Annotated in this window: 24 protein-coding genes; 10 read left to right on the forward strand and 14 right to left on the reverse strand. The window is 54.5% G+C overall.

The features are described 5' to 3' along the window. Window positions 1-74: 74 nt before the first annotated feature. The 8 genes from carB to G7064_RS21905 all read right to left on the reverse strand — a co-directional run bounded on the left by carB (window position 75) and on the right by G7064_RS21905 (window position 8997). Complete coding sequence (carB, locus tag G7064_RS07225; protein WP_205711189.1) at window positions 75-3011, reverse strand: carbamoyl-phosphate synthase (glutamine-hydrolyzing) large subunit; 2937 nt, start codon at window positions 3009-3011, stop codon at window positions 75-77. Window positions 3012-3025: 14 nt separating this feature from the next. Next, window positions 3026-3304, reverse strand: coding sequence for a hypothetical protein (locus G7064_RS21900; protein WP_205711190.1), 279 nt, complete (start codon window positions 3302-3304; stop codon window positions 3026-3028). A 98-nt stretch (window positions 3305-3402) separates the two neighbouring features. Further along, window positions 3403-3768 carry a hypothetical protein gene (locus G7064_RS07230; protein ID WP_166073064.1) on the reverse strand — a complete coding sequence of 122 codons (366 nt, stop codon included), beginning with the start codon at window positions 3766-3768 and terminating at the stop codon, window positions 3403-3405. Window positions 3769-3893: 125 nt separating this feature from the next. Continuing rightward, window positions 3894-4970, reverse strand: coding sequence for a glutamine-hydrolyzing carbamoyl-phosphate synthase small subunit (carA, locus tag G7064_RS07235; RefSeq protein WP_166073065.1), 1077 nt, complete (start codon window positions 4968-4970; stop codon window positions 3894-3896). Between the two features lie 125 nt (window positions 4971-5095). Beyond that, a complete protein-coding gene (locus G7064_RS07240; protein WP_166073066.1) occupies window positions 5096-6259 on the reverse strand; it encodes an aspartate aminotransferase family protein in 1164 nt (387 codons plus the stop codon). Further along, window positions 6259-7242: an N-acetyl-gamma-glutamyl-phosphate reductase gene (argC, locus tag G7064_RS07245; protein WP_166073067.1), complete on the reverse strand. Its 984-nt coding sequence runs from the start codon at window positions 7240-7242 to the stop codon at window positions 6259-6261. Before argC ends, G7064_RS07240 begins: the two co-directional genes overlap by 1 nt. After that, window positions 7229-8419: an argininosuccinate synthase gene (gene argG / locus G7064_RS07250; RefSeq protein ID WP_205703535.1), complete on the reverse strand. Its 1191-nt coding sequence runs from the start codon at window positions 8417-8419 to the stop codon at window positions 7229-7231. Before argG ends, argC begins: the two co-directional genes overlap by 14 nt. Further along, entirely contained in the window at window positions 8416-8997 is a 582-nt protein-coding gene (locus tag G7064_RS21905; protein WP_205711191.1) for a GNAT family N-acetyltransferase, read from the reverse strand. Before G7064_RS21905 ends, argG begins: the two co-directional genes overlap by 4 nt. A gap of 583 nt (window positions 8998-9580) precedes the next feature. On the opposite strand from G7064_RS21905, the gene argB reads away from it, so the two are divergent. The 4 genes from argB to G7064_RS07270 all read left to right on the forward strand — a co-directional run bounded on the left by argB (window position 9581) and on the right by G7064_RS07270 (window position 14042). After that, window positions 9581-10363, forward strand: coding sequence for an acetylglutamate kinase (gene argB, locus G7064_RS07255; RefSeq protein WP_166073068.1), 783 nt, complete (start codon window positions 9581-9583; stop codon window positions 10361-10363). Continuing rightward, entirely contained in the window at window positions 10351-11418 is a 1068-nt protein-coding gene (locus G7064_RS07260) for a M20 family metallo-hydrolase (protein ID WP_166073069.1), read from the forward strand. The genes argB and G7064_RS07260 overlap by 13 nt, the downstream gene beginning before the upstream one ends. 3 nt (window positions 11419-11421) lie before the next feature. Then, window positions 11422-12741, forward strand: a complete 1320-nt coding sequence (gene argH, locus G7064_RS07265) for an argininosuccinate lyase (RefSeq protein WP_166073070.1) — start codon at window positions 11422-11424, stop codon at window positions 12739-12741. Between the two features lie 107 nt (window positions 12742-12848). Further along, window positions 12849-14042, forward strand: a complete 1194-nt coding sequence (locus G7064_RS07270) for a ribonuclease D (RefSeq protein ID WP_166073071.1) — start codon at window positions 12849-12851, stop codon at window positions 14040-14042. An 85-nt stretch (window positions 14043-14127) separates the two neighbouring features. Here G7064_RS07270 and aceA read toward each other — a convergent pair whose 3' ends face one another. Together aceA and aceB are read right to left on the reverse strand one after the other, a co-directional pair. After that, a complete protein-coding gene (gene aceA / locus G7064_RS07275) occupies window positions 14128-15414 on the reverse strand; it encodes an isocitrate lyase (protein WP_166073072.1) in 1287 nt (428 codons plus the stop codon). A 104-nt stretch (window positions 15415-15518) separates the two neighbouring features. Then, window positions 15519-17147, reverse strand: a complete 1629-nt coding sequence (aceB, locus tag G7064_RS07280; protein WP_166073073.1) for a malate synthase A — start codon at window positions 17145-17147, stop codon at window positions 15519-15521. 180 nt (window positions 17148-17327) lie between these two features. Here aceB and G7064_RS07285 point away from each other — a divergent pair, with 180 nt between their 5' ends. Genes G7064_RS07285 through mltG form a run of 3 tightly spaced genes read left to right on the forward strand, consistent with a single transcriptional unit; the run spans window position 17328 to window position 20736 of the window. Continuing rightward, window positions 17328-18815: a helix-turn-helix domain-containing protein gene (locus G7064_RS07285; RefSeq protein ID WP_166073074.1), complete on the forward strand. Its 1488-nt coding sequence runs from the start codon at window positions 17328-17330 to the stop codon at window positions 18813-18815. Window positions 18816-18843: 28 nt separating this feature from the next. Then, window positions 18844-19623 (forward strand): class I SAM-dependent methyltransferase, encoded by a 780-nt coding sequence (locus G7064_RS07290; protein WP_166073075.1) that lies wholly within the window; start codon window positions 18844-18846, stop codon window positions 19621-19623. A 39-nt stretch (window positions 19624-19662) separates the two neighbouring features. After that, entirely contained in the window at window positions 19663-20736 is a 1074-nt protein-coding gene (gene mltG, locus G7064_RS07295; RefSeq protein WP_166073076.1) for an endolytic transglycosylase MltG, read from the forward strand. Between the two features lie 97 nt (window positions 20737-20833). Here mltG and G7064_RS07300 read toward each other — a convergent pair whose 3' ends face one another. Both G7064_RS07300 and G7064_RS07305 read right to left on the reverse strand, forming a co-directional pair. Continuing rightward, window positions 20834-21292: a hypothetical protein gene (locus G7064_RS07300; RefSeq protein ID WP_166073077.1), complete on the reverse strand. Its 459-nt coding sequence runs from the start codon at window positions 21290-21292 to the stop codon at window positions 20834-20836. Then, entirely contained in the window at window positions 21274-22305 is a 1032-nt protein-coding gene (locus G7064_RS07305) for a hypothetical protein (protein ID WP_166073078.1), read from the reverse strand. The genes G7064_RS07300 and G7064_RS07305 overlap by 19 nt, the downstream gene beginning before the upstream one ends. Before the next feature lie 129 nt (window positions 22306-22434). Here G7064_RS07305 and dtd point away from each other — a divergent pair, with 129 nt between their 5' ends. Beyond that, window positions 22435-22884: a D-aminoacyl-tRNA deacylase gene (gene dtd / locus G7064_RS07310; RefSeq protein WP_166073079.1), complete on the forward strand. Its 450-nt coding sequence runs from the start codon at window positions 22435-22437 to the stop codon at window positions 22882-22884. 24 nt (window positions 22885-22908) lie between these two features. Continuing rightward, window positions 22909-23235, forward strand: coding sequence for a nucleotide pyrophosphohydrolase (locus G7064_RS07315; RefSeq protein WP_166073080.1), 327 nt, complete (start codon window positions 22909-22911; stop codon window positions 23233-23235). Window positions 23236-23317: 82 nt separating this feature from the next. Here G7064_RS07315 and G7064_RS07320 read toward each other — a convergent pair whose 3' ends face one another. Beyond that, the gene (locus G7064_RS07320; RefSeq protein WP_166073081.1) at window positions 23318-24031 is read right to left on the reverse strand and encodes a 2-phosphosulfolactate phosphatase; all 714 of its coding nucleotides are present in this window, start codon (window positions 24029-24031) and stop codon (window positions 23318-23320) included. A gap of 177 nt (window positions 24032-24208) precedes the next feature. After that, a complete protein-coding gene (gene gcvT / locus G7064_RS07325; RefSeq protein ID WP_166073082.1) occupies window positions 24209-25312 on the reverse strand; it encodes a glycine cleavage system aminomethyltransferase GcvT in 1104 nt (367 codons plus the stop codon). 217 nt (window positions 25313-25529) lie between these two features. Between gcvT and G7064_RS07330 the strand changes: the two genes are divergently transcribed. After that, window positions 25530-25910 carry a CZB domain-containing protein gene (locus tag G7064_RS07330; protein WP_166073083.1) on the forward strand — a complete coding sequence of 127 codons (381 nt, stop codon included), beginning with the start codon at window positions 25530-25532 and terminating at the stop codon, window positions 25908-25910. The last annotated feature ends 5 nt before the right edge of the window (window positions 25911-25915 follow it).

A 25915-nucleotide genomic window follows, 5' to 3' on the forward strand; every position in this document is an offset into this window, starting at 1 on the left:
CATGCTGAGCTTTCCGAAGCGTAAGGGAGGCATGGGCAAGCTCAGCATGACGTTCTGTTATAATCGTTCTTATGCTACATCGCCTTATACTCGTTCCAGCTCTTGATCTTCAAATCCTTCATTTCCAGCGTGCAGAAGGCTTGGATGAAGGCTTTGGCCAAGCGGGCGTTGGTTAGCAAGCCAACTCCGAAGTCCACGGCGGTGCGGCGGATTTTGTAGTCGTTGTCCAGCTCGCCCTTCGAGAGGTTCTTGGGGATGTTAATTACCAAGTCGATTTTCTTCTCCTTCAGATAGGTCAGCACGTTGGGCTCCTGGTGGTCGTCGGGCCAGAAGACGAGCGAGCTGGGCACGTTGTGCTCGGCAAAGAAGCGGTGCGTGCCCTGCGTGGCGTAGATGCTATAGCCGCTTTGCACCAGCAGCCGCGCCGATTCCAGCAGCGCTATCTTGGAGATGATGGGGCCGCTGGAAATCAGTACCGACTTCTGCGGGATCTTGTAGCCTACGCTCAGCATCGATTTTAGCAGGGCTTCCTCGGCTGTGTCGCCTAGGCAGCCTACTTCGCCGGTGCTCACCATGTCTACGCGCAACACGGGGTCGGCGCCAGGCAGGCGAGTAAACGAGAACTGCGGGGCCTTCACGCCCACGAAGGGCAGGTCGTAGACCAGCTCGCTCGCGTCGCGCTCTACTTTCTTGCCCAGCAGCACCTGGGTGGCCTTCTTGATTAGGTTGTTGCCCGATACTTTCGACACGAACGGGAAGGAGCGAGAGGCGCGGATGTTGCACTCAATCACCCGAATTTCGCGGTTTTTCTCTAGGAACTGGATGTTGAACGGACCGCTGATTTCGTAGCGCCTAGCAATCTTCTCGGCAATGATTTTGAGCTTGCGCACTGTGCCTACATACACGCGCTGAGGCGGGTAGTACATGGTAGCGTCGCCGGAGTGCACGCCGGCAAACTCCACGTGCTCGGAAATAGCGTAGCTCACGATTTCGCCTTTGTCGGCCACCGCGTCCAGCTCAATTTCCTTGGCTTCTTGGATAAACTCCGACACTACCACTGGGTATTCGGCGCTTACTTCGGTAGCTGCTTTCAGGAACGATTCCATTTCAAACGCGTTGGAAACCACGTTCATGGCCGCTCCCGACAGCACGTAGCTCGGGCGAATCAGCACGGGGTAACCTACCTCGCCCACAAACTCGAACATTGCCTCCAAGGATGTCAGTTCCTTCCAGCGGGGCTGCCCAATGCCCAGCTCATCCATGATGCTGCTGAACTTGTGGCGGTTCTCGGCCTCATCAATGCGGGCCGGAGCCGTGCCCAAGATGGGGGCGTTGGCATCAGCCAAGCGGGTAGCGAGGTTGTTCGGAATTTGCCCCCCAGTGCTCAGAATCACGCCGTTGGGCTGCTCGAACTCCAGAATGTCCATCACCCGCTCGAAGCTCAGTTCCTCGAAGTACAGCCGGTCCGATACGTCGTAGTCCGTAGAAACGGTTTCGGGGTTGTAGTTGATGATGATGGTTTTGTAGCCCTCTTCGGCGGCCGTCTGCACGGCATTTACGCCGCACCAGTCGAACTCCACGGAGCTACCAATGCGGTACACGCCCGAGCCCAGCACCACCACCGACTTATTGGTTTCCGGCACGAGGTCGTTTTCGGTGCCGTGGTAGGTGCTGTAGAGGTAGTTGGTTTTCGCCGGGAATTCGGCGGCCAGCGTGTCAATCTGCTTGATGACCGGCAGCACGCCCAGGGCCTTGCGGCGGGCCCGCACCAGCAGCTCGTCGGCTTTCACGTCGCCTTCGCCCAGCACCTTCACGGCAATCTGCTGGTCCGAGAAACCAGCTTTCTTCACGTTGCGCAGCAGGCTAGTTTCCAGAGCATCCAAGCCGTTGCCACGCTTAGCGGCGAGTTGATTGCCCAGCTCGAAAATGGTCAGCAGGCGCTGCAAGAACCAGTGGTCAATCTTGGTCAGATCGTGCACTTGCCCAATGGTATAGCCGGCCTCAAACGCCAGGTTGATGGCGAAGATGCGCTCCTCGTTTGGCTCGCTCAACAGCTTGTCGATAGTAGCAATATCGATATCCTCGGGCCTATTGGCCACAAAGCCACGCTTGCCGGTATCCAGCATGCGTAGGCCTTTCTGAATAGCTTCCTCGAAGGATTTGCCGATGGCCATTACCTCGCCTACGCTTTTCATAGCGGAGCCAATCTGCCGGTTTACGCCCTCGAACTTGCCCAAATCCCAGCGTGGCAGCTTCACTACCACGTAGTCTAGCGCCGGCTCAAAGAAGGCCGAAGTCGTCTGCGTTACGCTGTTTTTCAGCTCTGACAGCGAGTAGCCCAGACTTAACTTGGCTGCCACAAACGCCAGTGGGTAGCCCGTGGCCTTAGAAGCCAGCGCTGAGGAGCGCGACAAGCGGGCATTCACCTCAATCACGCGGTAGTCTTCCGATACGGGGTCGAGGGCGTACTGAATGTTGCACTCGCCCACAATGCCGAGGTGACGAATGGTCTTGATGCCGATACTGCGCAGCTTGTGGTACTCACGGTTGCTCAACGTCTGCGAAGGCGCCACCACAATGCTCTCCCCGGTGTGGATACCGATGGGGTCGAAGTTCTCCATGTTGCAGACCGTGATGCAGTTATCATACTGGTCGCGCACCACTTCGTACTCCACTTCCTTCCAGCCCTTCAACGACTCTTCCACCAGAATCTGGTCCGACGTTGTGAAAGATTTCTGAGCCAAGGCCCGCAACTCGTCCATGTTGTTGGCGAAGCCGCTACCCAAGCCACCCAGCGCAAACGCCGCCCGCACAATTATTGGGAAGCCAATTTTCTCGGCCGCCGCCAGCGCGTCTGCCATGTTTGTCACAGCCACGCTGCGTGCCGAGAGCACGCCAATCTGCTCCAGCTTCTCCTTGAAAATATCCCGGTCCTCGGTGTCGATAATGGACTGCACGGGCGTGCCCAGCACTTTCACATTATACTTGTCAAATACGCCGTCGCGGAACAACGCAACAGCGCAATTCAGCGCAGTTTGCCCCCAAAGGCTACCAGAATGCCATCGGGCTTTTCCTTTTTGATGACTTCCTCCACGAAGTAGGGCGTCACGGGTAGGAAGTACACGTCGTCGGCAATGTTATCCGACGTCTGCACAGTGGCGATGTTGGGGTTGATAAGGATAGTACGAATGCCTTCCTCTTTCAGCGCCTTCAGGGCTTGCGAACCAGAATAATCGAACTCTCCGGCTTCGCCAATTTTAAGTGCGCCAGAACCGAGGATGAGGACTTTGTTGGGTTTTTCCATTCTTAGAGTTGAGGTAACAGACCACTGGTGCGGTCATGTTCAAAGGCATTGGTGCGGAGCCTGCCAAAAGAGTATGTAGGCAGGTTGGTGTTAGTGATTTAATCAGTAAAAACAGTGTCGCTCTTAACCATCTTCCACTCACCAGATGGCTGCATCACCACCCTGGTTTTGATGGTTGCGGTGGATTTTTCGCCCTTCAGGATGACTCGAAATGTGAGCGAATCTCGCTTAGATCCGGGTTTATCGACCTGAAAGTTTTTAGAAACAATCTTGCCAGTACGGCTAAGTATTCTGGGAGAGATATTCTTTCCGCTCATAGCCGAAAGGACCATATCGGGATTCTTGCCGGCCAGTTTAAAGAAATCTTCCTCCTTGAGGTTCTTGATGAAATAGAACGCCGCAAATGCTATCGCTCCTAATAGTATATAGCCCCAGTTTGGGAAACCTCTACCTTTGGATTGCATAAGAGTAGTGCGTTAGACTTTATGAATAATGTTCACAATGAACCTTCGATTCTATCATCAAAAATGAGGGAATACTTACCTATGTTAATACTCAAGCTAGCGCATAGTATAACCGCCTAGGACATTTACTTCGCTGCTTTATACTCCGCTACGGCCTTCAAAAAATCATCAAATAGATACTCTGTATCCTCGGGGCCGCCAGCAGCTTCGGGATGAAACTGCGTGGAAAAGAACGGCTTTGTCTTGTGCTTGATACCTTCACAAGTGCCGTCGTTCAGGTTTTCGAACAGCATTTCCCACTCAGCGGGCAGCGTATCAGTATCTACCGCGAAACCGTGGTTTTGAGAAGTGATATAGCTGCGCTTAGTGCCCGTAAGTAACACCGGCTGATTGTGGCTGCGGTGGCCGTACTTCAGCTTGAACGTGTCGCCGCCCGCAGCTAGGCCCATGAGCTGGGAGCCCAGGCAAATGCCGAAGATGGGCTTATCCTGCTGCAAGGCGGTTTGGAGGTGGCCGATGGTGGCGGTGCACATCTTTGGGTCGCCGGGGCCATTGCTGAGGAATAAGCCGTCGTAGTCGAGCGTGGTGAAGTCGTAGTCCCACGGCACACGGATTAACTCTACGTCGCGCTCCAGGAAGCAGCGGATGATGTTCGTCTTGGTGCCGCAGTCAACTAATACGATTTTGTGCTGGCCGTTGCCGTAATGCTGCACGCCAGCAGGGCTTACCTGGGCTACCAGGTTCTCTTGGTTAGGATCGTGGAGTGGCACGTCGACTTCGGCTACAATCTTACCCAGCATGGCCCCTTTTTCGCGCAGCTTCTTGGTGAGCATTCGGGTATCGACGCCGAAAATGCCGGGAATGTTGTATTCCTTCAGCCAGTCGCCGAGACTTTTGGCGGCGTTCCAGTGGCTGTGCTCCTCGGAGTAGTAATTTACCACCAGGCCGGCAATGTGAATCTTATCAGACTCGAAAATCCGAGAGATAGACTCATATAGTTCCTCACCTGGTACGCCGTAGTTGCCCACCATGGGGTAAGTAAGTACCAGAATCTGGCCGGCGAAGGATGGATCTGTTAGGTTTTCGGGGTAGCCGGTCATAGCTGTACTGAACACCACCTCGCCCGCAGCGGACGTAAACGCGCCGAAGGATGTACCCTCGATTTCGGTGCCGTCTTCGAGCACCAGCTTTACTTGCTTCATTTATCGTGTCGTTGGGATACAGAGACGCGACACTTCGCGTCTCAAGCGTTGCTGACGTTGTCGAGCCTGCAATTTAGTGCGAGCCGTCCAATACGAGACGCAAAGTGTCGCGTTTCTACACTGTTCTAATCCAGCGCCGAAGCCTGGTGAATAACATCGACTGACTTCTCTGTCAATTCGAACAGTGCCTGCAGGAACTGGTCTACTTCTGCTCTCGTGATGTTGAGCGGCGGCAGCAGGCGGAGCACCGTTGGGTCGGAGGCATTACCTACAAAGATGTGCTTTTCCGTCAGCAGTTTGTCGCGCAGGTCTTTGATGGGGAAATCATACTTGATGCCGACCATCAGGCCACGGCCACGGATTTCCTGAGCGCCAGCGTGGGCTTCCAATTCGGCCCGTAAAAAGCCCCCCAGTTCGTCGGCGTGGGCTATCAGATTTTCCTGCTCAATGACCTCTAATACTGCCAGCGCTGCGGCGCAGGCCAAATGGTTACCGCCAAACGTAGTGCCCAGCAAGCCATACGACGCCTTCAACTCCGGCGAAATCAGGATGCCGCCGATGGGGAAGCCGTTGCCCATGCCCTTGGCTACCGAAATAATATCGGGCTGAATGCCAGCATGCTGGTGGGCAAAGAAGCGTCCGCTACGACCGTAGCCGCTCTGCACCTCATCAGCAACGAATACTACACCATGGGCTTTGCAGAGCGCAGCTAAGCCTTGCAGAAATTCGTCAGAAGGCATAATAATGCCCCCCACACCCTGGATTGGCTCCACGATGACGGCGCAAACCTCTTCGGTCTGCATGACGCGCTCTGCATCGGCCAAGTCGTAGCCAACGAAGGAGATGCCGTGGCCCGCGTTGAAGGGCGCGACAATCTTGGCGTTGTCGGTGGCAGCTACAGCGCCGGAGGTGCGGCCGTGGAAGGCACCTTTGAAGGCAATGACGTGCTTTTTGCCTGTATGAAACGAAGCCAGCTTCAGTGCATTCTCGTTGGCTTCGGCACCGGAGTTACACAGGAACAAGCTGTAGTCAGGATAGCCCGACACCTCACCCAGCTTTTGCGCCAGTTCCGCCTGAATTGGGATTTGAACGGAGTTAGAGTAAAACCCGATCTGGTTCAGTTGCTCACTGATGCGGCGGACGTAGTGCGGGTGGCTGTGACCGATAGAAATAACAGCGTGGCCGCCGTAAAAATCCAGATATTCCTGGCCGTTTTCGTCCCAAAGCGTTGCGCCCAGCGCCTTTACCGGCGTGATGTTAACGAGCGGGTAAACGTTGAATAAATCCATTAGAAAGCGACTGATTTAAGCTGGAGTCCTTCGTTTTCGGGGTACCCAAGGAGCAGGTTCATATTCTGTACGGCCTGCCCGGAGGCTCCCTTTACTAAGTTGTCGATAATCGACGTGATGAGCAGTTGCTTGCCGAATTTCTGCACGTGTAGCACGCACTTGTTGGTGTTTACTACCTGCTTGAGGTGAATTTCCTTGTCCGATACAGTTGTGAAAGGAGCATCAGCGTAGAAATCCTTGAACAACTGCCGCGCCTCGTCTTGACTTAAGTTAGACGGCGTATACACGCTGGCGAAGATGCCGCGCGAGAAATTGCCGCGGTACGGAATGAAATGCATATCACCTTCCAACTGCGGCTGGAGTTGCGCTAAGCTCTCCCCTATTTCGCCTAAGTGCTGGTGAGTGAAGGGCTTATAGATGGATATATTGCTGGTACGCCAGGAGAAATGCACCGTCTCCGATAAGCTCTGTCCAGCACCCGTTGAGCCCGTAATAGCCGATACGTGCACATCATCGGTAAGCTGCCCGGCTTGCGCCAGCGGCAGCAATGCCAGTTGAATAGCCGTAGCAAAGCACCCAGGATTGGCAATGTTCTGCGCCGACTGAATAGCGGCTTTGTTCAGTTCAGGCAGTCCGTACACAAAGCTGCGTCCGGCTACTTCTTTATCCGCATTCAGCCGAAAGTCATTGCTTAAGTCAATGATTTTAGCTCCTGCTGGCACGGCGTTTTTCTCCAGAAAGCTGCGCGAATTGCCGTGACCTAGGCATAGAAAAACTACCTCTTCATCGCCGTTCAGGTCGCTTTGAAAACGCAAGTCGGTTTCGCCCACCAGATCATCGTGCACTTGGTAGACGGGGTTGCCCGCGTTGGAGGAGCTAACCACCGCGCCAATCGTCACCTGCGGATGGTTCAGCAGAATGCGGATCAGTTCGCCGGCCGTGTAGCCGGCCCCGCCCACGATGCCTACCTTAACCTTCGCCATTGAAGCTGCTGTGAATTTTAAGCTGGTTGCTGAATATTTTGATGAATCCTTGCGCGTCGCGGGCATCCCAGGCGTCATTTTCCTCGCCGTAGGTGGCCACTTTGGAGCGCATCATATCATACTTGGAATCAATGCCTTGCAGCTCGAATTGATATGGCTTCAGCTTGATAAACACCGTGCCCGACACGCGCGCCTGCGACGACTCCAAGAAAGCTTCCATGTCGCGCATAACTGGATCAAGGTATTGGGCTTCGTGCAGCAGCGTGCCGTACCAGTTGGCGATGTAGTCCTTATGCAGTAGCTGCCAACGCGATGAGGTGTGCTTCTCCAACAAATGGTGCGCTTTGATCAGAATCAGCGGAGCCGGAGCTTCGAAGCCTACGCGGCCCTTGATACCCAGAATCGTGTCGCCCACGTGGATGTCGCGGCCGATAGCGTATTGACCGGCTAGCTCGTTCAACTCTTGAATAAGCTGCACGGGGGGCATTTTCTGGCCGTTCAAGGCTACAGGCTCACCTTTTTCGAAGGTAACTTCGATAGAAGTAGGTTCTGCTTGCTGCAACTGGGTGGGATAAGCCGTTTCGGGCAGCGCTTGATTCGAAGTCAGCGTTTCGACGCCGCCCACGCTCGTGCCCCAGATACCTTTGTTAATGGAATATTTGGCCTTTTCCCAACTCATTTCTACGCCGTGGCTGCGCAGATACTCGATTTCGGCTTGACGGGAGAGCTTCTGGTCGCGGATGGGCGTAATGATTTCGGTGTTGGGCGCAATCACGGAGAAAGCCACATCGAAGCGCACCTGGTCGTTGCCGGCGCCGGTGCTACCGTGGGCGATGTAGTCGGCCTTATGCTCTCGAGCATACTCGGCTAGTGCCAGCGACTGAAACATGCGCTCGGCGCTAACAGAGAGCGGATAGGTGTCGTTTTTCAGGACGTTGCCGAACAGCAAAAACCGCAGACAGTCTTTATAGAAGCGCTCCGTGACATCGATTACTTCGTGCTTGGACGAACCCAACTCGTAGGCCCGCGTCTCAATGCTTTGCAATTCCTCAGCAGAAAAGCCCCCCGAGTTGACAATGACCGTGTGTACTTCCAAGCCTAACTCTTTGGTCAGATACACCACGCAGTACGACGTATCCAGACCGCCACTGTACGCTAAAACTACCTTTTTCATTATTGCTTACGAGGTTCGATGAAATCAATGGTTTCCTGGGCCTGCTGGCTGTATTGGTCGTTCAGGGTATCGTAGACCATGCCGGTGCACAGGCACATTTTGCGCTCATTCTCCATGAGAATCGGGTAGTTCTTGCAGCTAGAACAACCCTTCCAGAAGTCGTCGCTCCGCGTTAGTTCCGTGAAGGTCACGGGCTTATAGCCTAGCTCGGTGTTGATCTTCATAACTGCCAAGCTGGTGGTAATACCGAAAATCTTGGCGGCTGGGTACTTGGTGCGCGAGAGCTTGAACACCTCGTGCTTGATGGCACGGCCCAAGCCTTCCTTGCGCAAAGCAGTGTTCACAATCAAGCCCGAGTTGACCACAAACTTGTTGTCCTCGAAGGTTTCGATGTAGCAGAAACCAGCCAGCTCATTGTCGATAAAGGCAATGATGGAGTCGCCTTTCAGCATTTTCTTGCGCACGTATTCGGGGTCGCGCTTGGCAATGCCTACGCCCCGCTGTTTGGCCGATTCCTCGTACCATTGACAAAGTGTTTCCACATACCGCGCATCGGCGGCATTGGCTACTCGTATTACCATGGGATAACTACTAGATGCCTGATAGACAGGCAGGAAAGGATGTAGTAGAAAAGCGCAGCTTACGAACAAGCCTACGCAGCAACCGAAACCGGCGGTAAGAGAGACCCAGAAGAAAAGGATCCAGCTTGGGAACCCGACTATAGGAGGTTATTACGGGAATTAGCCGGGAAAGGGCACGCTTTGGCTTACACTCGTGTCAATCAATGATTCAGTAGAAGTTCTCTTTACTGGGGTATTTCAAGTCCCCGGTGCCGGTTTTTATCGTTCTGAAAAACGCAGGCGAAATATTGCAAGCCAGCTATCAAGCTGGCATTGTTCGCAGGGCCAATGTGGGCCGCGGCTGAAGTGCAATAGAAGAGAGAAGAATCATGACAGCTACCGGGACACGGTGTGGGTTTATGCGGTTTAAATTGAATAGACCGCTAAATCGTTGCAAAACTAGATGTTTTTTTTTGGAAACTTTACCCGCCCGGCTCTAAAAAACCTGCTGCGTATCGCCAGCTTGGAGTGAGCGGAGAGTTTATGTATATAGAAATTCTCGGATTCCATGGGTCACAGTGCCCCTTTTTTACTTTTTAACCGAATGAGCGAAGTCCTGAAAATATTTAAGATTGGTGGTGGAATTATTGACGATACGGCTCAGCTTACTCAGTTCTTAAAGGAGTTGGCACAAGTGGGGGGCAAAAAAATTGTGGTGCACGGCGGCGGCAAAGGCGCCAATGAGCTGTTGACGACGCTGGGCATGCTGCCCAACATGGTGAACGGTCGCCGCATCACTGATGCTGCCACGTTGGACGTAGTGACCATGTTTTATGCCGGCAAAACCAATAAGCAAATTGTGGCCCTGCTCCAGCAAGCCGGCGTAAATGCGCTGGGCCTGTCCGGTGCTGATGGTAACGTTATTCAGGCGACGATGCGCGCCGTGGGAGAAATTGACTACGGCTACGTGGGCGACTTGCAGAAGCAAAGTATCAATACAGAGTTGATAGAACTGCTGCTGGGGGGCAATTTGACGCCCGTATTCTGCGCTATCACCCACGATGGTCAGGGCCAGCTGCTCAACACCAACGCCGATACCATTGCCAGCACCTTGGCCCGTGCGTTAGCCAGCCGTTACCAAGTAGAGCTGCATTTCTGCTTCGAGAAAGACGGTGTACTGGCTGATGTAAACGACGAAAGCTCAGTGATTCCGCAAATCACGCCCTCGCTCTACGCCGACTTGAAAGCCAGCGGGGCCATTGCGGCCGGTATGCTACCCAAGCTTGACAATGCCTTTGCAGCGCTGGATGAGGGCGTATCGAAAGTGATTATTGAGAATGCACTAAAAATCAACGAACCGGTAAAAACGATTCTATGCCGGGACTAATCGAGCAGCTTTCCGAAGATGCCATTGCTTTACTGATTCAGCTGATTCAAACCCAGTCTTTTTCGCGGGAGGAAGACAAGACAGCTGATGTGCTTTTCGGTTTTCTGACAGCGCATGGCGCTCAGCCTAACCGATTGGGAAACAATGTGTGGGCGGTATCGAAGCATTTTGCCCCCCACAAGCCTACCATCCTGCTCAACTCCCACCACGACACTGTGAAGCCCGGCGCAAGCTGGACTGCCGATCCTTTTGGTGCTGTGTTGGAAGGCGACAAGCTCATTGGGCTGGGTAGCAATGACGCGGGCGCCTCAGCCGCGAGCTTGCTGGCCACATTTCTTTATTTCGAGCAGAATCCACCTGCCTTCAATCTCATCTGCGCCATTACGGCTGAGGAAGAAATTTCGGGCGCGAACGGCATTCGTAGCATTTTGTCCCAACTAGGTAAAATCGACTTAGGTATTGTTGGTGAGCCAACTCAAATGGACTTGGCTATTGCGGAAAAAGGGTTGGTAGTCTTGGATTGCGTAGCCCACGGTCGTACCGGCCACGCTGCCCGCGACGAAGGCGAAAACGCTCTCTACAAAGCGCTGGACGATATACAATGGTTGCGGAGCTACCGTTTCCCAAACGAGTCGGAATTTCTGGGGCCCGTGAAAATGACGGTGACGCAGATACAGGCTGGCTCGCAGCATAATGTGGTGCCGGATACCTGTCGGTTTGTGGTCGATGTGCGCACCAACGAGCTGTACTCCAATGAAGACATAGTGCGCATCGTGCGGGAGCATGTGCAAGCCGACGTGACGCCGCGGTCGGTGCATCTGAACTCTTCGCGCATCGATCCGACGCACCCGCTGGTGCAGCGGGGGGCAAATTTGGGCCGTAAGCTGTTTGGGTCCGCTACGCTTTCTGATCAAGCAGTTATGCCGTTTGACACGATCAAAGTGGGTCCCGGCGATTCGGCCCGCTCCCATACCCCCGACGAATACATTTACCTTAGCGAGGTGAGAGCCGGCATCAAGGGCTATATCGAATTGCTGGAAGGCTTTAGTTTTTAAGACATGAAAATCTGGGAAAAGGGAATAGCTGTTGACGAAAAAATAGAGCGGTTCACCGTCGGTAAAGATCGAGAGCTGGATATGTACCTGGCTCATTTCGACGTGCTGGCTTCCAAGGCGCAGGCGGTAATGCTGGCGCAGGTTGGGCTGATTTCCGTCGAGGAAAAAGACCAGTTAGTTCAGGGTCTCAATGAATTGGAAGCGGAAATTGGGGCCGGAAGCTTCGTCATCGAGGATAGCTTTGAAGACGTTCACTCCAAAATCGAGTTCTACCTGACGGAGAAATTCGGTGATGCCGGCAAGAAGATTCATACCGCCCGCTCCCGCAACGACCAGGTGCTGACTGCCATTCAGCTTTTCCTGAAAGACTACACGGAGCAAACTGCCGCCAAAATCATGGCGCTGGTGGATATTCTGCTGCAAAAGGCTGAGGCCCACCAGGCCGATTTAATGCCCGGCTACACGCACTTTCAGGCCGCTATGCCCAGCAGCTTCGGCTTGTGGTTCTCCGCCTACGCCGAGCATTTGTTGCTGGATATTGCGCTGTTTGAAGCCGCCCACACCGTCGCCGATCAGAATCCTCTAGGTTCTGGGGCCGGTTTTGGCAGCAGTTTCCCGATAGATCGGCAGCTGACAACTCAGCAGATGGGCTTTGGCCACTTAGCGGTTAGCGCCGTGGGCGCGCAGATGCTACGCGGCAAAACCGAGAAAACGGTGGCTTTTGCGCTGGCCGGTGTGGGGGCTACGCTCTCCAAGTTGGCGTATGACTTAGTGCTCTACAACAGTCAGGATCTGGCGTTTGTAGAATTGCCCCCCGCCTTCACCACGGGCTCCAGCATCATGCCCCACAAGAAAAACCCGGATGTATTTGAGTTAGTGCGGGCCCGTTGCAATGCTTTGCAGGGTTTGCCCAACACCATCACGCTGTGCCTGAACAACCTGCCCAGCGGCTACCACCGCGACTTCCAACTCTTGAAGGAGTTGCTTTTCGAGCCGATGATGCAGTTCGTGGATATTCTGGACATGCTGCTGTTCGCTTTGCCACAATTGAAAATCAAGCCCGACTTGCTGAACCAGGCCAAATACGACGGTGTTTTCTCCGTAGAAAATATCAATCAGCTTATCCAGGCTGGAGTGCCTTTCCGCGAGGCGTATCAGCAGGTAGGGCGGGCAGTAAACGATGGTAGCTACGTGCCACACCGGGACTTTACGACCACGCACTTAGGCAGTGTGCACAACCTGGGACTGGCCGAAATTCGGGCAAAAGCAGAGCAAGTGCAGCAGCGTAACGCCGTGTTGCAGCGCCCCCAGCGTGCCGCTTAGCGGCCGGGCAACAACGTTGCTTTTGCCCCCAGTCCTGCCTACCTTTGGGTAAATGCCCCCCGGCCTACTGCCTGACTTTCGCGGCTCGTTTTTCGTTTTGCTTTTCCATGTTACAACCTGATATACAATACCTAACCACCCATGGCGCCGTACAGGACGCGGCCGATGCCATGCGAAAAGCATCACGCTTGGCCGTGGATCTGGAGTTTGATGACATGCGCCACCGCTACGGCCGCAATCTTGCTCTGATTCAAATCTTTGACGGCTCAACCGCCTATCTGATCGACCCGCTACCGCTTACCAATCCGGCCGAAGAGCTGGAGCCAATTTGGGAATTGCTGCGCGACCCGGCTATTGAGAAGGTATTCCACAGCTGCAAGTCGGATATTCTGCTGCTGGATGAGTTATATAGCGTGCACGTGCGCCACATCACCGATACCAGCGTGCAGTACACGTTGTTAGCAGAAGCCGACAACAACATCTCGCTGGGTCGTCTGATTCAGGCAGAGCTCGGCTTGGAAGTAGATAAAGGCGAGCAGAAGTCAAACTGGCTGAAGCGCCCGCTGACGGATGCCCAAAAGGTGTACGCAGCCAACGACGTTATTTATCTTTTTGAACTGGCTGACCGGCTCAAGGTCAAGCTGGAAGCATTGGGCCGTGCTCATTGGGCTGACGAAGAAAATGCCGCCCTTGAGCTAGTTCGCTTCACCCGCGACGAGCGTCCGTACCTGCGTATTGCTGGCAAATACCGTATTCTGCCGGGTGAGCTACCTTTGTTTCGCGACCTGTATATGTTGCGCGACCAAGTGGCGAAGCAACTGGATCGGCCGCCTTACATGGTATTTGCCAACGACCGCCTGTCGGAGCTAGTGCGCGATACGCCCCGCGACCTCAGCGACTGGAAAGCGGCCCGTGGTTTACATCCCGAATTGAAGCGTGCACCTTATCTGGATCAGTTGGCGGCGCTTTCGTCTGATACGTTTGTGCCCGTGCCAGAGCCCGCCGCTACTGGCGAGCAACGGCGCTTCCCGTTTCGGCGCCGACTCAGCGGAGAAAAAGCCGCCCGCGCCGATGCACGCGAACAATTGCTGATGCAACTGAAGAATAATATCACGGCTGATATGAATAGCTACGTGGCGAACCTCGTGCTATCCAATCGACTTGTAGCGGATATCATTGAGTTGGGCACTGAACACGTTTTACGTCCTTGGCAACAAACCATTCTGCGCGAAACGGCCCAGCGTCACTCGCTGGATTACAGCCAGATTGCCCAGCCTTTTGACCATGCCAATCAGTCTTGAACAATTTTTTCGCTAATTCAAAAAGGGCGTCCGGTGTGTACCGGACGCCCTTTTTGAATTAGCAACAGTTAACTGTCGCTTAATATTACCCGTGAAACTGCGCTTCCTCCGTTGAGCCAACCAATGCGGCCGTGCTGGTTTTGCCCCCCGACACCACATTTTGCACGGCATCGAAGTAGCCCGTTCCCACGAATGCCTGATGTTTAACAGCTTTGAAGCCAGACTTCTGCAAGGCAAATTCCCGCTCCTGGAGTTCGGAGTAGCCGGCCATGCCGCGCTCCCGGTAGGCTTGGGCAAGCTCAAACATGCTGGTGTTCAGCGCATGGAAGCCAGCCAGCGTAATAAATTGAAACTTGTAGCCCAACGCCGCAAGCTCTTCCCGGAAACTCTCCATTTGCTCCACGCTCAGCTTGCTGGCCCAATTGAAGGAAGGTGAGCAGTTGTAAGCCAGCAGCTTGCCCGGATACTGCGCATGAATAGCTTCCGCAAACTGCCGCGCTTGTCCCAGATCAGGATACGACGTTTCCATCCACAGCAGATCGGCATAGGGTGCGTAGGCCAAGCCGCGGGCAATGCACGACTCTACGCCGGGGCGCACGCGGTAAAAGCCTTCGTTGGTGCGGCCATCCTCCGTAATTACAAAGGCTTGGTCGCGCTCATCTACGTCGCTGGTGATGAGGTCGGCGGCATCAGCGTCGGTGCGGGCTACTACCAGCGTTGGTACACCCAGCACATCGGCCGCCAGGCGAGCAGCCACCAGTTTGTTAATAGCTTCTTGGGTTGGCACCAGAACTTTGCCCCCCAGATGCCCGCATTTCTTCGCCGATGACAGCTGATCCTCGAAGTGCACCCCAGCGGCACCCGCCTCGATCATCATCTTCATCAACTCAAACGCATTGAGGTTGCCGCCAAAACCAGCTTCGGCATCCGCCACAATGGGCACCAGCCAATGCACATTGCCATCGCCCGTTAGGTTTTGAATCTGATCAGCGCGCAGCAGCGCATTATTGATGCGTTTTACCACATTGGGCACGCTGTCGGCGGGATAGAGGCTTTGGTCGGGATACATCTGGCCAGCGCCGTTAGCATCGGCGGCTACCTGCCAGCCGCTGAGATAGATAGCATTTAGCCCAGCCTGTACTTCCTGCACGGCTTGGTTGCCGGTGAGCGCCCCTAGTCCGGCTACATATTCCTCAGAGTGCAAGAGCCGCCACAAACGCTCCGCACCTTGCCGGGCCAACGAGTACTCAATTTTAATAGAGTTTTGCAGCTTCACTACCTCCTCGGCAGTGTAAGGCCGGGTAATGCCTTTCCAGCGTGGATTGGTTGTCCAGTCGTGGTTAATGGCGGCGATGCGTTCGAGCTTGTTCATGGCAGTTTATAGGTTAGAAAGTGGCGATGAGATGGGGCATAGCATGCCCAGGCTACTCAGTAGAGCAGCTTTTTTAGCGATACAAAGCGGAAGTTTGGGCGAGCTTACGCCAACTGTTCGTAGGCGGGCAAAGTCAGAAACTCGGTGAATTCCTGGCTGGTCACGAGGCGGTCGAAGAGGCGGGCAGCTTGCTCATAGTGCCCTTTTGTGAATTGCTCCTCCCCTACTGCCTTACGCATCTGGGCTATCTGATCGGTAATAAGGGAGCGGTACAGTTCCAGCGTAACGGGGCGGCCATCCTGCAATGTGGTGCCGGGCGTGTGTAGCCACTGCCACACCTGCGCCCGCGAGATTTCGGCTGTAGCGGCATCTTCCATCAAATTATAAATCGGCACGCACCCATTGCCCCCCAGCCACGCTTCGAGGTAGCGAATAGCCACATCAATGTTAAGTCGCAAGCCAGCCTCGGTAATGGTGCCTTCGGGCGCCTGCACTAAGTCGGCAGCGGTTACGCTTACATCTTCCCGCTTGCGCTCAATTTGGTTGGCACCGGGCATCAGCTCATCAAACACCGCCAGTGCTATGGGCACTAGGCCAGGATGCGCCACCCACGTACCATCGTGGCCATTTTTAGCTTCACGTACTTTATCCTGACGTACTTTTTCCAGCGCGGCTTCATTGGCTTCCGGGTCGTTTTTGATAGGAATTTGGGCGGCCATACCGCCAATGGCGTGCACACCCCGACGGTGGCAGGTTTGGATAACAAGTTGGGAGTAAGCGGCCATAAAAGGCACCGTCATGGTTACCTGAGCACGGTCGGGCAAACGATAGTTTGGATTCAGACCTAGGCGCTTGATGTAGGAGAAGATATAATCCCAGCGGCCGCAATTCAAGCCAGCCGAGTGCTCGCGTAGTTCATACAGAATTTCGTGTAGCTCGAAGCTAGCGGGCAGCGTCTCGATCAATACAGTTGCTTTGATGCTGCCTTTCGGAATCTTGAGCGACCATTGGGCAATGCCAAACACGTCATTCCATAGCCGAGCCTCCAAGTGGCTCTCGATTTTGGGTAGGTAGAAATAAGGCCCGCTACCCCGCGCCAGCAGCTCATGGGCATTATGAAAAAAGTACAGGCCAAAGTCAAACAGCGCAGCGCTGATCGGCTCTCCATCCACCAATACATGTTTTTCGAGTAGATGCCAGCCCCGTGGCCGCACAATGAGCGTGGCGACCTCCTCATTCAATCGGTATTCTTTCGTAGGCGTGCTAAGCGAGATGATTCGGCGCACAGCATCGCGCAGGTTAATTTGCCCCCCAATGACGTTGGACCAGGTAGGCGCGTTTGAGTCTTCCAGATCAGCCATGAACACTTTGGCGCCTGAGTTCAGAGCGTTGATGATCATCTTCCGCTCCACGGGCCCAGTAATTTCTACCCGACGGTCGAGCAGATCGGTGGGCAGGGGCGCTACCGTCCACGGCTTTTCCCTGATCAGACGAGTTTCGGGCAGAAAATCGGGCAAAACACCCGCTGCAAACTCTCGTTGGCGCGCCACCCGACGAGCCAGCAAATCGCGCCGCGTGCGGTCGAAGCGGCGGTGCAGCTCGGCTACAAAAGCTAGTGCTGAAGGAGTTATAATCTCGGCAAACTCCGACGTGTAAGCGCCCAGAACTTTCACACGCTCGGGGGCCAAATACTTCGGATGAGAAACTAATGTGTGTGGCTCGGAGAAAGTCATAGCTGAAGGAGATGTGGTGAACTTGATATAGTACTCACCAAAAATACGTAAGCGAATTTTATAAAACAAGCGAATATTCGCTAATATTTTATAATCGCTTAAGAAGCGTAGATTTGTCAACCTTTTCACGCTAAGAAGTAAGGCGGCACCACTGATTTTGACCGCTTTATATATATTAATATGCTGAGTCACGGCCAGATAGTACGCTTGATTTTTGGGCTGAAGCTCCGCGAGTTGCGGCAAGAGCGAGGCCTTACTCCCGCCGAGATGGCTCGCGCCTGCGATGTGTCGGTTTCCTACCTCAACGAGATTGAGAAAGGCAAGAAGTACCCAAAGGCGGACAAGATTCTGAGCTTGAGCAAGGTGTTGGGCGTGAGCTATGATCAGCTTACATCGCTCACGCTGAGCCGGAAGCTGGAGCCCATTTCGGAGCTGCTCCAGTCAGACTTGCTCAAGGAGTTTCCGCTGGAGATGTTTGGGCTGGACCCCATGCGTATTGTGGAACTAATTGCGGATGCACCGGCCAAAATGAACGCCTTCATCAGCACATTATTTGAGATAGGGCGCAACTACGAAATGCGGCAAGAGCATTTTTTTCTGGCGGCGCTGCGCTCCTACCAGGAGATGCACGACAACTATTTCGAGGAGTTGGAGCAGGACATCCGCACATTTACCGTGGAGCAAAAGCTCAACGCCGCTGCTCCTTTCGACACAAGCCAATTGGAGCGCGTGTTAACTGATAAATATGGCTATTCACTGGACCGAACGCTGCTGGGTGAATACGCTTCGCTGGGGCGGCTGCGGTCGGTGTTTCAGCCCAAAACCCGTCGATTATTGCTCCGGCCTGGCCTGAGCAGTGCGCAGGAGGCTTTCGTGCTGGGTCGGGAGGTGGCGTTTCACTACCTCAACCTGCGGGAGCGGCCTTATGTGAATGCGAGCTTCCCGGTGCGCTCATTTGATGAAGTACTCAATAATTTCAAAGCCTCTTACTTTGCCGGGGCGCTCTTGATGGAGGAAGAAGCATTGGTACGAGACCTGCAAAAGCTGTTTGAAGCCACCAAATGGGATGAAAACCAATGGCTGGGCCTGCTGACCAAGTACAATGTATCGCCGGAGATGTTCATGCAGCGCCTCACCAATCTGCTCCCGCGGCATTTTGGCCTTCAAAGCCTGTTTTTCCTCCGTTTTGATCAGACAGATGCTGCTGCGCCTTACGAGCTGACTAAGGAACTGCACCTCTCCCGCCTGCACAATCCTCACGGCAACGAGTTGCATGAGCACTACTGCCGGCGCTGGATTTCGTTGCGCCTGCTGGCCGAGCTGCGTCTGCAGGCGAAGCCAGGTGCACCCACTATAGCCATTGGCGCTCAGCGTTCCCGCTACTATGGTACCGAGAACGAGTATATCTGCCTGACGCTGGCTCGGGCGTCGACTGCTACCGAACCGGCCGTAAGCGTAACAGTTGGGCTACTCTGCGATGAAAATCTGAAGCGTAAAGTTCGGTTTATCGACGACCCGGCCATTCCGCTGCGCATCGTGAACGAAACCTGTGAGCGGTGCCCCATTCCTGACTGCGAAGTGCGCTCGGCCCCACCCGTGGAAATTGAGCGGCAGCAACGGCAACAGCAACTCGCTGAAGCTGTAGCCGCGCTGGTGCACGGCGCGTAAAAGAGAATAATGCCTAAAGCTTAATTCGATGCCCACTACTTCCGCAAAAGAACAATTTGACCGCCAAGCAATCCACTACAATGCACAGTGGAACTCTTGGACTGCTTCTTCGCTCGACTGGCTGCTGGCGCAGGCCGCATGTCAGCCCACCGATACAGTACTGGATGTGGCCACCGGTACGGGCTTCACGGCCCTAGCGTTTGCCCCCCACGTGCAGTCGGTGGTAGGAGTAGACGTCTCATCAGGGATGCTGGCGCAGGCACAGCAGAACCAAGTTGCCCGCGGCCTTACGAATGTGCGCTGGCAGGAAGGTGCGGCGGAAGCGCTGCCTTTTCCGGCCGCCAGATTCTCCGTGGTTACGTGTCGGATTGCGCCCCACCATTTCCAGTCCGTACCGGCTTTTTTAGCTGAAGTTAATCGGGTGTTGATGCCTGGGGGACGTTTTTTGCTGGCTGACACGACTATTCCCGACAATGCCCCCGCAACGGGCCAATGGCAGAACCGTGTGGAAGCCATCCGCGACCCATCACACGCCCGCAATCTGGCTCCGAGCGAGTGGCAGCAGGCGTTGACCAATGCTGGCCTTACGGTGCAGGCAATGACTTTAGCTAGCAGCACTATACCTATGTCGCTGAACGACTGGCTGGAGAAAGCGGGCTGTGTGAACGAGCCAGCCGCTGCTGTGCGAAAGGCCTTTGCGGAAGCGCCGGCCGCAGCTGTAGAGGCGTTTCAGATTCGGGTAGCACCGCCCGATGATTATACTTTTGTGTGGCAGCGCCTCGTTGCGAAAGCAGAAAAGCTTGGCTAACTGCCCATGCTTGTACGCATTAGTTGATACCCATTAGGTTTGAATAAAGTAGCTTCTTCCCACTCCTCACTACGGCGCTGGCGCTGGCTGGGGGGCTTTTTATTGGTCATCATTTTAGTGTTGGGTGGCGCAGGGCTAATTGCAGCCTGGCGCGTGTGGTGGAAACCCAACGTGGCCGTTTCACCTTTCGGGCCCGCTTATTTATACATCCGAACGGGCTCCTCGTTTCAGGCGGTACTCGACTCTATTCAGCGGCAAGAGCTACTCATTGATACGGAGACTTTTGCTTGGCTGGCCGAGCATCGGGAGTATCCGCGGCAGGTAAAACCAGGCCGCTACCGGCTGGAGTTTGGCCTTGGCAATGCGGCCTTGCTCGATAAGCTGATGAATGGCCAGCAGGATACGGTAGCTTTTGAGCTGAACGCGTTCAAATACAAGCCGCAGCTAGTAGGTCAAATTGCCCCCCAGATAGAAGCCGACTCGGCAAAGCTGCGTGCTTTGTTACAGGACAACAGCTTTCTACGTCGCCGCTATCAACTCGACACCACGACGGTATTGACCATGTTTTTGCCTGGCCCCTATCGCTTCCTGTGGAATACTTCGGCCGAGCAATTTTTGGATTCAGCGGCGGCCGTGCATCGTCGCTTTTGGACAGCTGAGCGCCGCCAACGAGCCGACTCTTTAAAGCTTTCACCCGTGGAGGTGCACGTGCTAGCAAGCATCGTGCAGCGTGAAACGGCCAAGCCGGAGGATAAGCCCATTATTGCGGGCGTGTATCTCAACCGGCTGCGCCAGGGCATGCGCCTACAAGCCGACCCAACGCTACTCTGGGCCATTGGCAACTTTGGAGTGCGCCGTGTGCTCAATAAGGACAAACTTGTGGATTCGCCCTACAACACCTACAAGCGCAAAGGTTTGCCTCCTGGCCCTATCACTTCAGCCAATCGACAGAGTTTGAATGCTGTGCTCAAGCCCACCGCGCACGATTACCTTTTCTTCTGCGCCCGCCCCGACTTTAGCGGTTACTCTGATTTCGCCGCCACCTACGCCGAACACCGCCGCAACGCCCGCCGCTACCAACGCACGCTCGACAGCTTAAAGATTCGGCGGTAGATTATCTGAAGATCGTAATCACTAGAATCACACTCCTAACGGTCATGCAGAGCGGTAGCGAAGCATGACGGCCTTTAATTAGCTTCTCACTATCTATTCAATCAAGCTTAATCAGCCGCAGTTGAAAAGAATCTTGGGCGGCGGCTTGCTGGCGGGCTAGCGTTTGGTGATACGTGAGGCCGGTATATTCCGAGTGTTCGAGGAAAAGCAAAGGGGAGGTGAGCTGTAACTCGGGCCAAGCCGCTACCACTCGCTGGCGACGCAATGCCTCAAACCGATGAACGCCCGCTACGCGCCAATAAGCATCTAGCAGCACATACTGGTGACCTTGCCGGCGCAACGCCGGCAATTGTTTTTCATCCGTAATAACAGCTACTGGCACTGGCGCAACGAAGGGTGCCGCGCCCTGCCCTATCGTACTGATCAGCGTATCAACTCGTTGATGCTGTAGCCACGCGGCCACCTGCGGATAATTGGTGGGGGTATATGCATACACCTCCCGTTCAATGCGGTACAAATTGAACCCTATCGCCAGCGCTACCAATACGCCCAACATGCTACCAGAAACCAGTCGACGCAGGCTAAGAAAGGCCAGGGCGTAGAGCACGCCGTAAGCCAGCAGGAGCCCGCGGGGGCTTTTATAAGCACCGACATGCCTGCCAGAAAGCAGTAGCCCCACACGGCCAAGTAACGCACCAGATTAGGCTGCCGCAGCTGCTGAAACAGCTCGCGCCGCCACAGCACCGGCGTAATCAGCAGCGTCAGCAGCACCAGCGGCACCTCAAAATCGCGCAGGAAGTAAATGTAGTAGAGCATATCGAAGCGAAAGATGCCGACGTTGCCGGCCAAATTAGGCTCACCACGCATAATGAGGCCGTAATACACCGCTGGCCATTGGCGCTGCAAGGGCAACTCCACCAGCCAGCTCACCAAGCCCAGCACCACAAAGGGCGCAGCCAAAACTGCCAATACTCGCCATGCATTCCCGCGCCGAAGCAGCAAGCCATCGGCGGCCAGCAACTCGAAGGCAACCAAAATCGGAACGGTAAATAAAAAGCGGTAATTAAAGCTGATTCCCAGCATAAGCCAGATACTTGCGCGCAGCAGGCTTTGGCGGTTGGGCGTTTGCAAACGACGATAATAAGCCCGTAGCAGGCCGGCAAACAGTAGCAGATTACCGGAGTTCATGGTGAAGTCGCGGCCAGAAAAAGTCAGGAATACGGAGGTGCCAATAAACAGCACTAAGCCAGCCGTTTGCCAAGCCGATAACCGAGCTTCGCGCCCCACAAAGGCGGCCAGGTTGCCAACTGCCGCCACGGCCAATAAGGCATTGGCGTATTGTAAAATATGGAAATTGCCCCCCAGCCAGGCTAAAGGCGCGAAAACCAGATAAAACAGCGGAGCGCCCTGATGAAATAAATGCGTAAGGTTGCCCGACGCTACTTCCTGTACAGTTTGCCAATTGTATACCGAGTCATAATCGGGCAGCGCGGCACCGGCCAGTCCGTACAGCCGCACGGCCGCTACCACCAGTAAAGCCAGGAAAAGTAGCCACGAACGCTGATTCAAGGACGCCGAACGGTTAGCGATGAGCGGCCCAAATCAGGCCCTTTCATTTGAGAAGGCAAGATTAAGGGTTTACTTGCTTATCAGTTGCGACTCGGGGCGTATTGCCTCTATCTTAATTCAGAAATTCAGATGCGTGTAGTAGTACAGCGGGTGCGGGAGGCCCGCGTGGTAGTGGCGGGCCGAACAGTAGGGGAAATAGGGCCAGGGCTGCTGGTGTTGGCCGGATTTGCCCCCCACGACGACACAAAGTCCCTCGATTGGATGGCGCGTAAACTTGTGCAGCTGCGCATTTTCTCCGACGAGGAAGGCAAGATGAATCGTAGCGTGCAGGACACTGGGGGGCAAATATTGGTGGTCAGCCAATTTACGCTGCTCGCTGATGCCCGCAAAGGCAACCGCCCCAGCTACATAGGCGCCGCCCCGCCTCCACTGGCCGACGCACTGTATCAGCAGTTTGTGCAGCAAGTGGAAGGCCTGCTAGGCCAGCCCGTGCCCACTGGCGAGTTTGGGGCGGATATGCAGGTAAGTTTGCTTAACGATGGACCCGTAACACTCGTGCTCGATTCGCCCCCGAGCTAATCAAACTTAACCTTTTGTTCCCTTATGACCATCGAAGAAGCCCAAAAAACCGTCGATACCTGGATTCAGACTACGGGCGTGCGCTATTTCAACGAGTTGACCAATATGGCTATGCTCACGGAAGAAGTGGGCGAAGTAGCCCGCATCATTGCGCGGCAGTACGGTGAGCAGTCGTTTAAAGAATCCGACAAAGACAAAGTATTGGCTGATGAGTTGGCCGATGTACTGTTTGTGGTGATTTGCCTGGCAAATCAAACCGGCGTCAATCTGACTGAAGCGCTAGCGAAGAATCTGGAGAAGAAAACAAAGCGCGACGCCACGCGTCACCACGACAACGAGAAGCTGCGTTAGTGATAGACTATAAAAGCGAGAAGCCATGCACTACAGGTGCATGGCTTCTCGCTTTTACTTACTGCGAAATTGAAGTTTCGCGTTAAAGAGCTACAATTCGGTCATCCTGCCAGATAGGAACGATGTTGTATTCATCAAGGCGAATGCAGAATTCCATATCCTGATTCACTTCCAAACTATTGAGGCGGCGGACGTGGGACGATTGCAGCAGATAGCCCGCGAGGTCCGGTTTAGCGAGCTGCCACAGATGTAGCGCGGCCAGCGTCGCGTCACTGCTGCTGGTATCGAAGTCATCAGCTAAGCGTTCGGCCAAAGCGCCACCGTAAAGGGTGTCTTCTAAGTTGAACATGCCTTTCCACCCGGCGCATACCACTACTACGTCTTTGTTCTGCTGGCGTAGAAATTGGGCTACTGCTTCCAGATTCAAAAAGGCTCCCAGTACCACCGCATCGGCGCTCAAAGAAAGATGAATGGCACGGGTGCCGTTTGTCGTCGTAATCGCCACGGCCCGCTCACCTACTGACACCTTGCCATCGAGATAACCAAAAGGGGAATTGCCTAAATCTACGCCATCGGCTTGTACGCCATCACGCTCGGCGGCGGTCAGGTAACCCTGGGGGGCAAATTCGCGGCATTCAGCCAACTCCGCTACGGGTATAATATGCGTAACGCCCGCCGCCAGCGCCGTAACCATAGAGGATGTAGCGCGCAGAATATCGACCACCACCGCCACCTTCCCCCGCAGAGTATATAGCGACAGTAGCTCAGGCGAAAAACAAACGTCGAGAGTGGGCATTAATAGATGGGTACGTTATATAGTTCGGTTATCATCTAAAAACGTTTGTCATCCTGACGAAGGAAGGACCTTATCACGTTGGCACAACTAGTAACAACGACACGTTCAACCGCGATAAGGTCCTTCCTTCGTCAGGATGACAAACGTTTTTTTTATACTGTTCTGACGAGGTCCTCTTTACTCCTCCGTGCCTTTTACAAAAGGCAGCTTCACTACGGTAGCAGGCAAGTTTTTGCCGCGTACTTGTACAAAAACCTTACTGCCGGGCGTGCTGAGCTCCGTTTTTACATATCCTAAGCCAACACCTTTGCCCAGTGAAGGCGATTGCGTACCAGAGGTCACGTCCCCGATCTTGGTTCCAGCCTCATCTACCAGCTCATAGTGGCTGCGCGGAATGCCGCCGCTATCCATCAGAAAGCCAACCAGCTTGCGGCTCACGCCCTGCTCCTTCTGCTTTTTGAGGTTTTCGGCGTTGGTGAAGTCTTTGGTAAACTTGGTTACCCAACCCAAACCCGCTTCCAAGGGCGAAGTAGCATCGTCGATGTCGTTGCCGTAGAGGCAGTAGCCCATTTCGAGGCGGAGCGTGTCGCGGGCACCGAGGCCGATGGGCTTTATGCCAAATTCTTTGCCGGCCGCCATGATTTTCTCCCACACGTCGCGGGCGCTTTCATTGGGCACATACAGCTCAAAGCCGCCCGCTCCGGTGTAGCCGGTGGCCGAGATAATGACATTAGGAGCAGCAGCGAACGTTCCCTGCACGAAAGAGTAGTACGGAATGCTGTTCAGATCAACATCGGTCAGGCTTTGCAGCGCAGCAGCCGCTTTGGGGCCTTGCACGGCAAACAGGCTGATCTGGTCCGAAATATTTTCCATCTCCACGCCTTCCGTATTATGCTGGCTGATCCAGTTCCAGTCTTTCTCAATATTGGAGGCATTGACCACCAGCAGATAATCATTTTTGGCCAAGCGATACACGAGCAAATCATCCACAATACCGCCTTCGTTATTCGGCAAGCACGCATATTGAGCTTTGCCGTCCACGAGCTTGCTGGCGTCGTTGCTGGTCACGCGCTGAATTAGGTCAAGGGCTTTGGGGCCGCGCACCCGGAATTCGCCCATGTGCGACACATCGAAAATACCGACGGCCCGACGCACCGTGTGGTGCTCGTCGAGGTCGGAAGAGTAGCGTACGGGCATGTTGTAGCCCGCGAAGGGCACCATTTTGGCCCCCAGCTGCTGGTGTACGTCGTTGAGGGTAACGGTTTTGAGGTCTTCGGCCATCGGTAGATAAGTAGAGGTACGAGGGTGGGTTCTGGGGGCAAAACTAGCCAATTCTATCGGCTGGGCTGCGTACGCGCGTCCACTACCTTTGAGTTATTATAGCCAGAGTGCCCAACGCGTGAACAAAGACCTTGTTTTTCTCGTTGGTCGGGGCGCATCTGTATGGAAAGTCTGCATCAGCCCAGTGAGACTTTGGCATTTCATGGGCAAGGTTTCTATGCACGAAGATCTAAAACAGGACTTTGAAATGGCGCAGGTTCGGCACCTGCTGTTTAAGTCCAAGCTCCGCTCTGCCCTCTACGGCAGCGGCACCGATGAGGCACCCATACGCGATGCGCAAGTTTGCGCGCTCGGTGTCTGGATTCGGGAGCGGGCTTTAATAACTTATGCCCATCTGCCCGAAAGCCGCGAACTGGATAAAGTGCATCAGCAGATTCATCAGGAAGCCAACCGCCTACTTGATTTGCGCCAACAGGGCAAGGTGGAGCAAGCCATTGCTGGCCTGACCTCCGTACAAGGCTACGTCGACGAAATTACGCGCCTGCTACGTACTATGGAGCAGAAATTGCGCGCCGAAAGCCCAGGTCTGGGCCGGTAGTTCCT

Origin of the sequence: Hymenobacter sp. HDW8, assembly GCF_011305775.1 — a bacterium.
GTDB lineage: Bacteria > Bacteroidota > Bacteroidia > Cytophagales > Hymenobacteraceae > Hymenobacter > Hymenobacter radiodurans.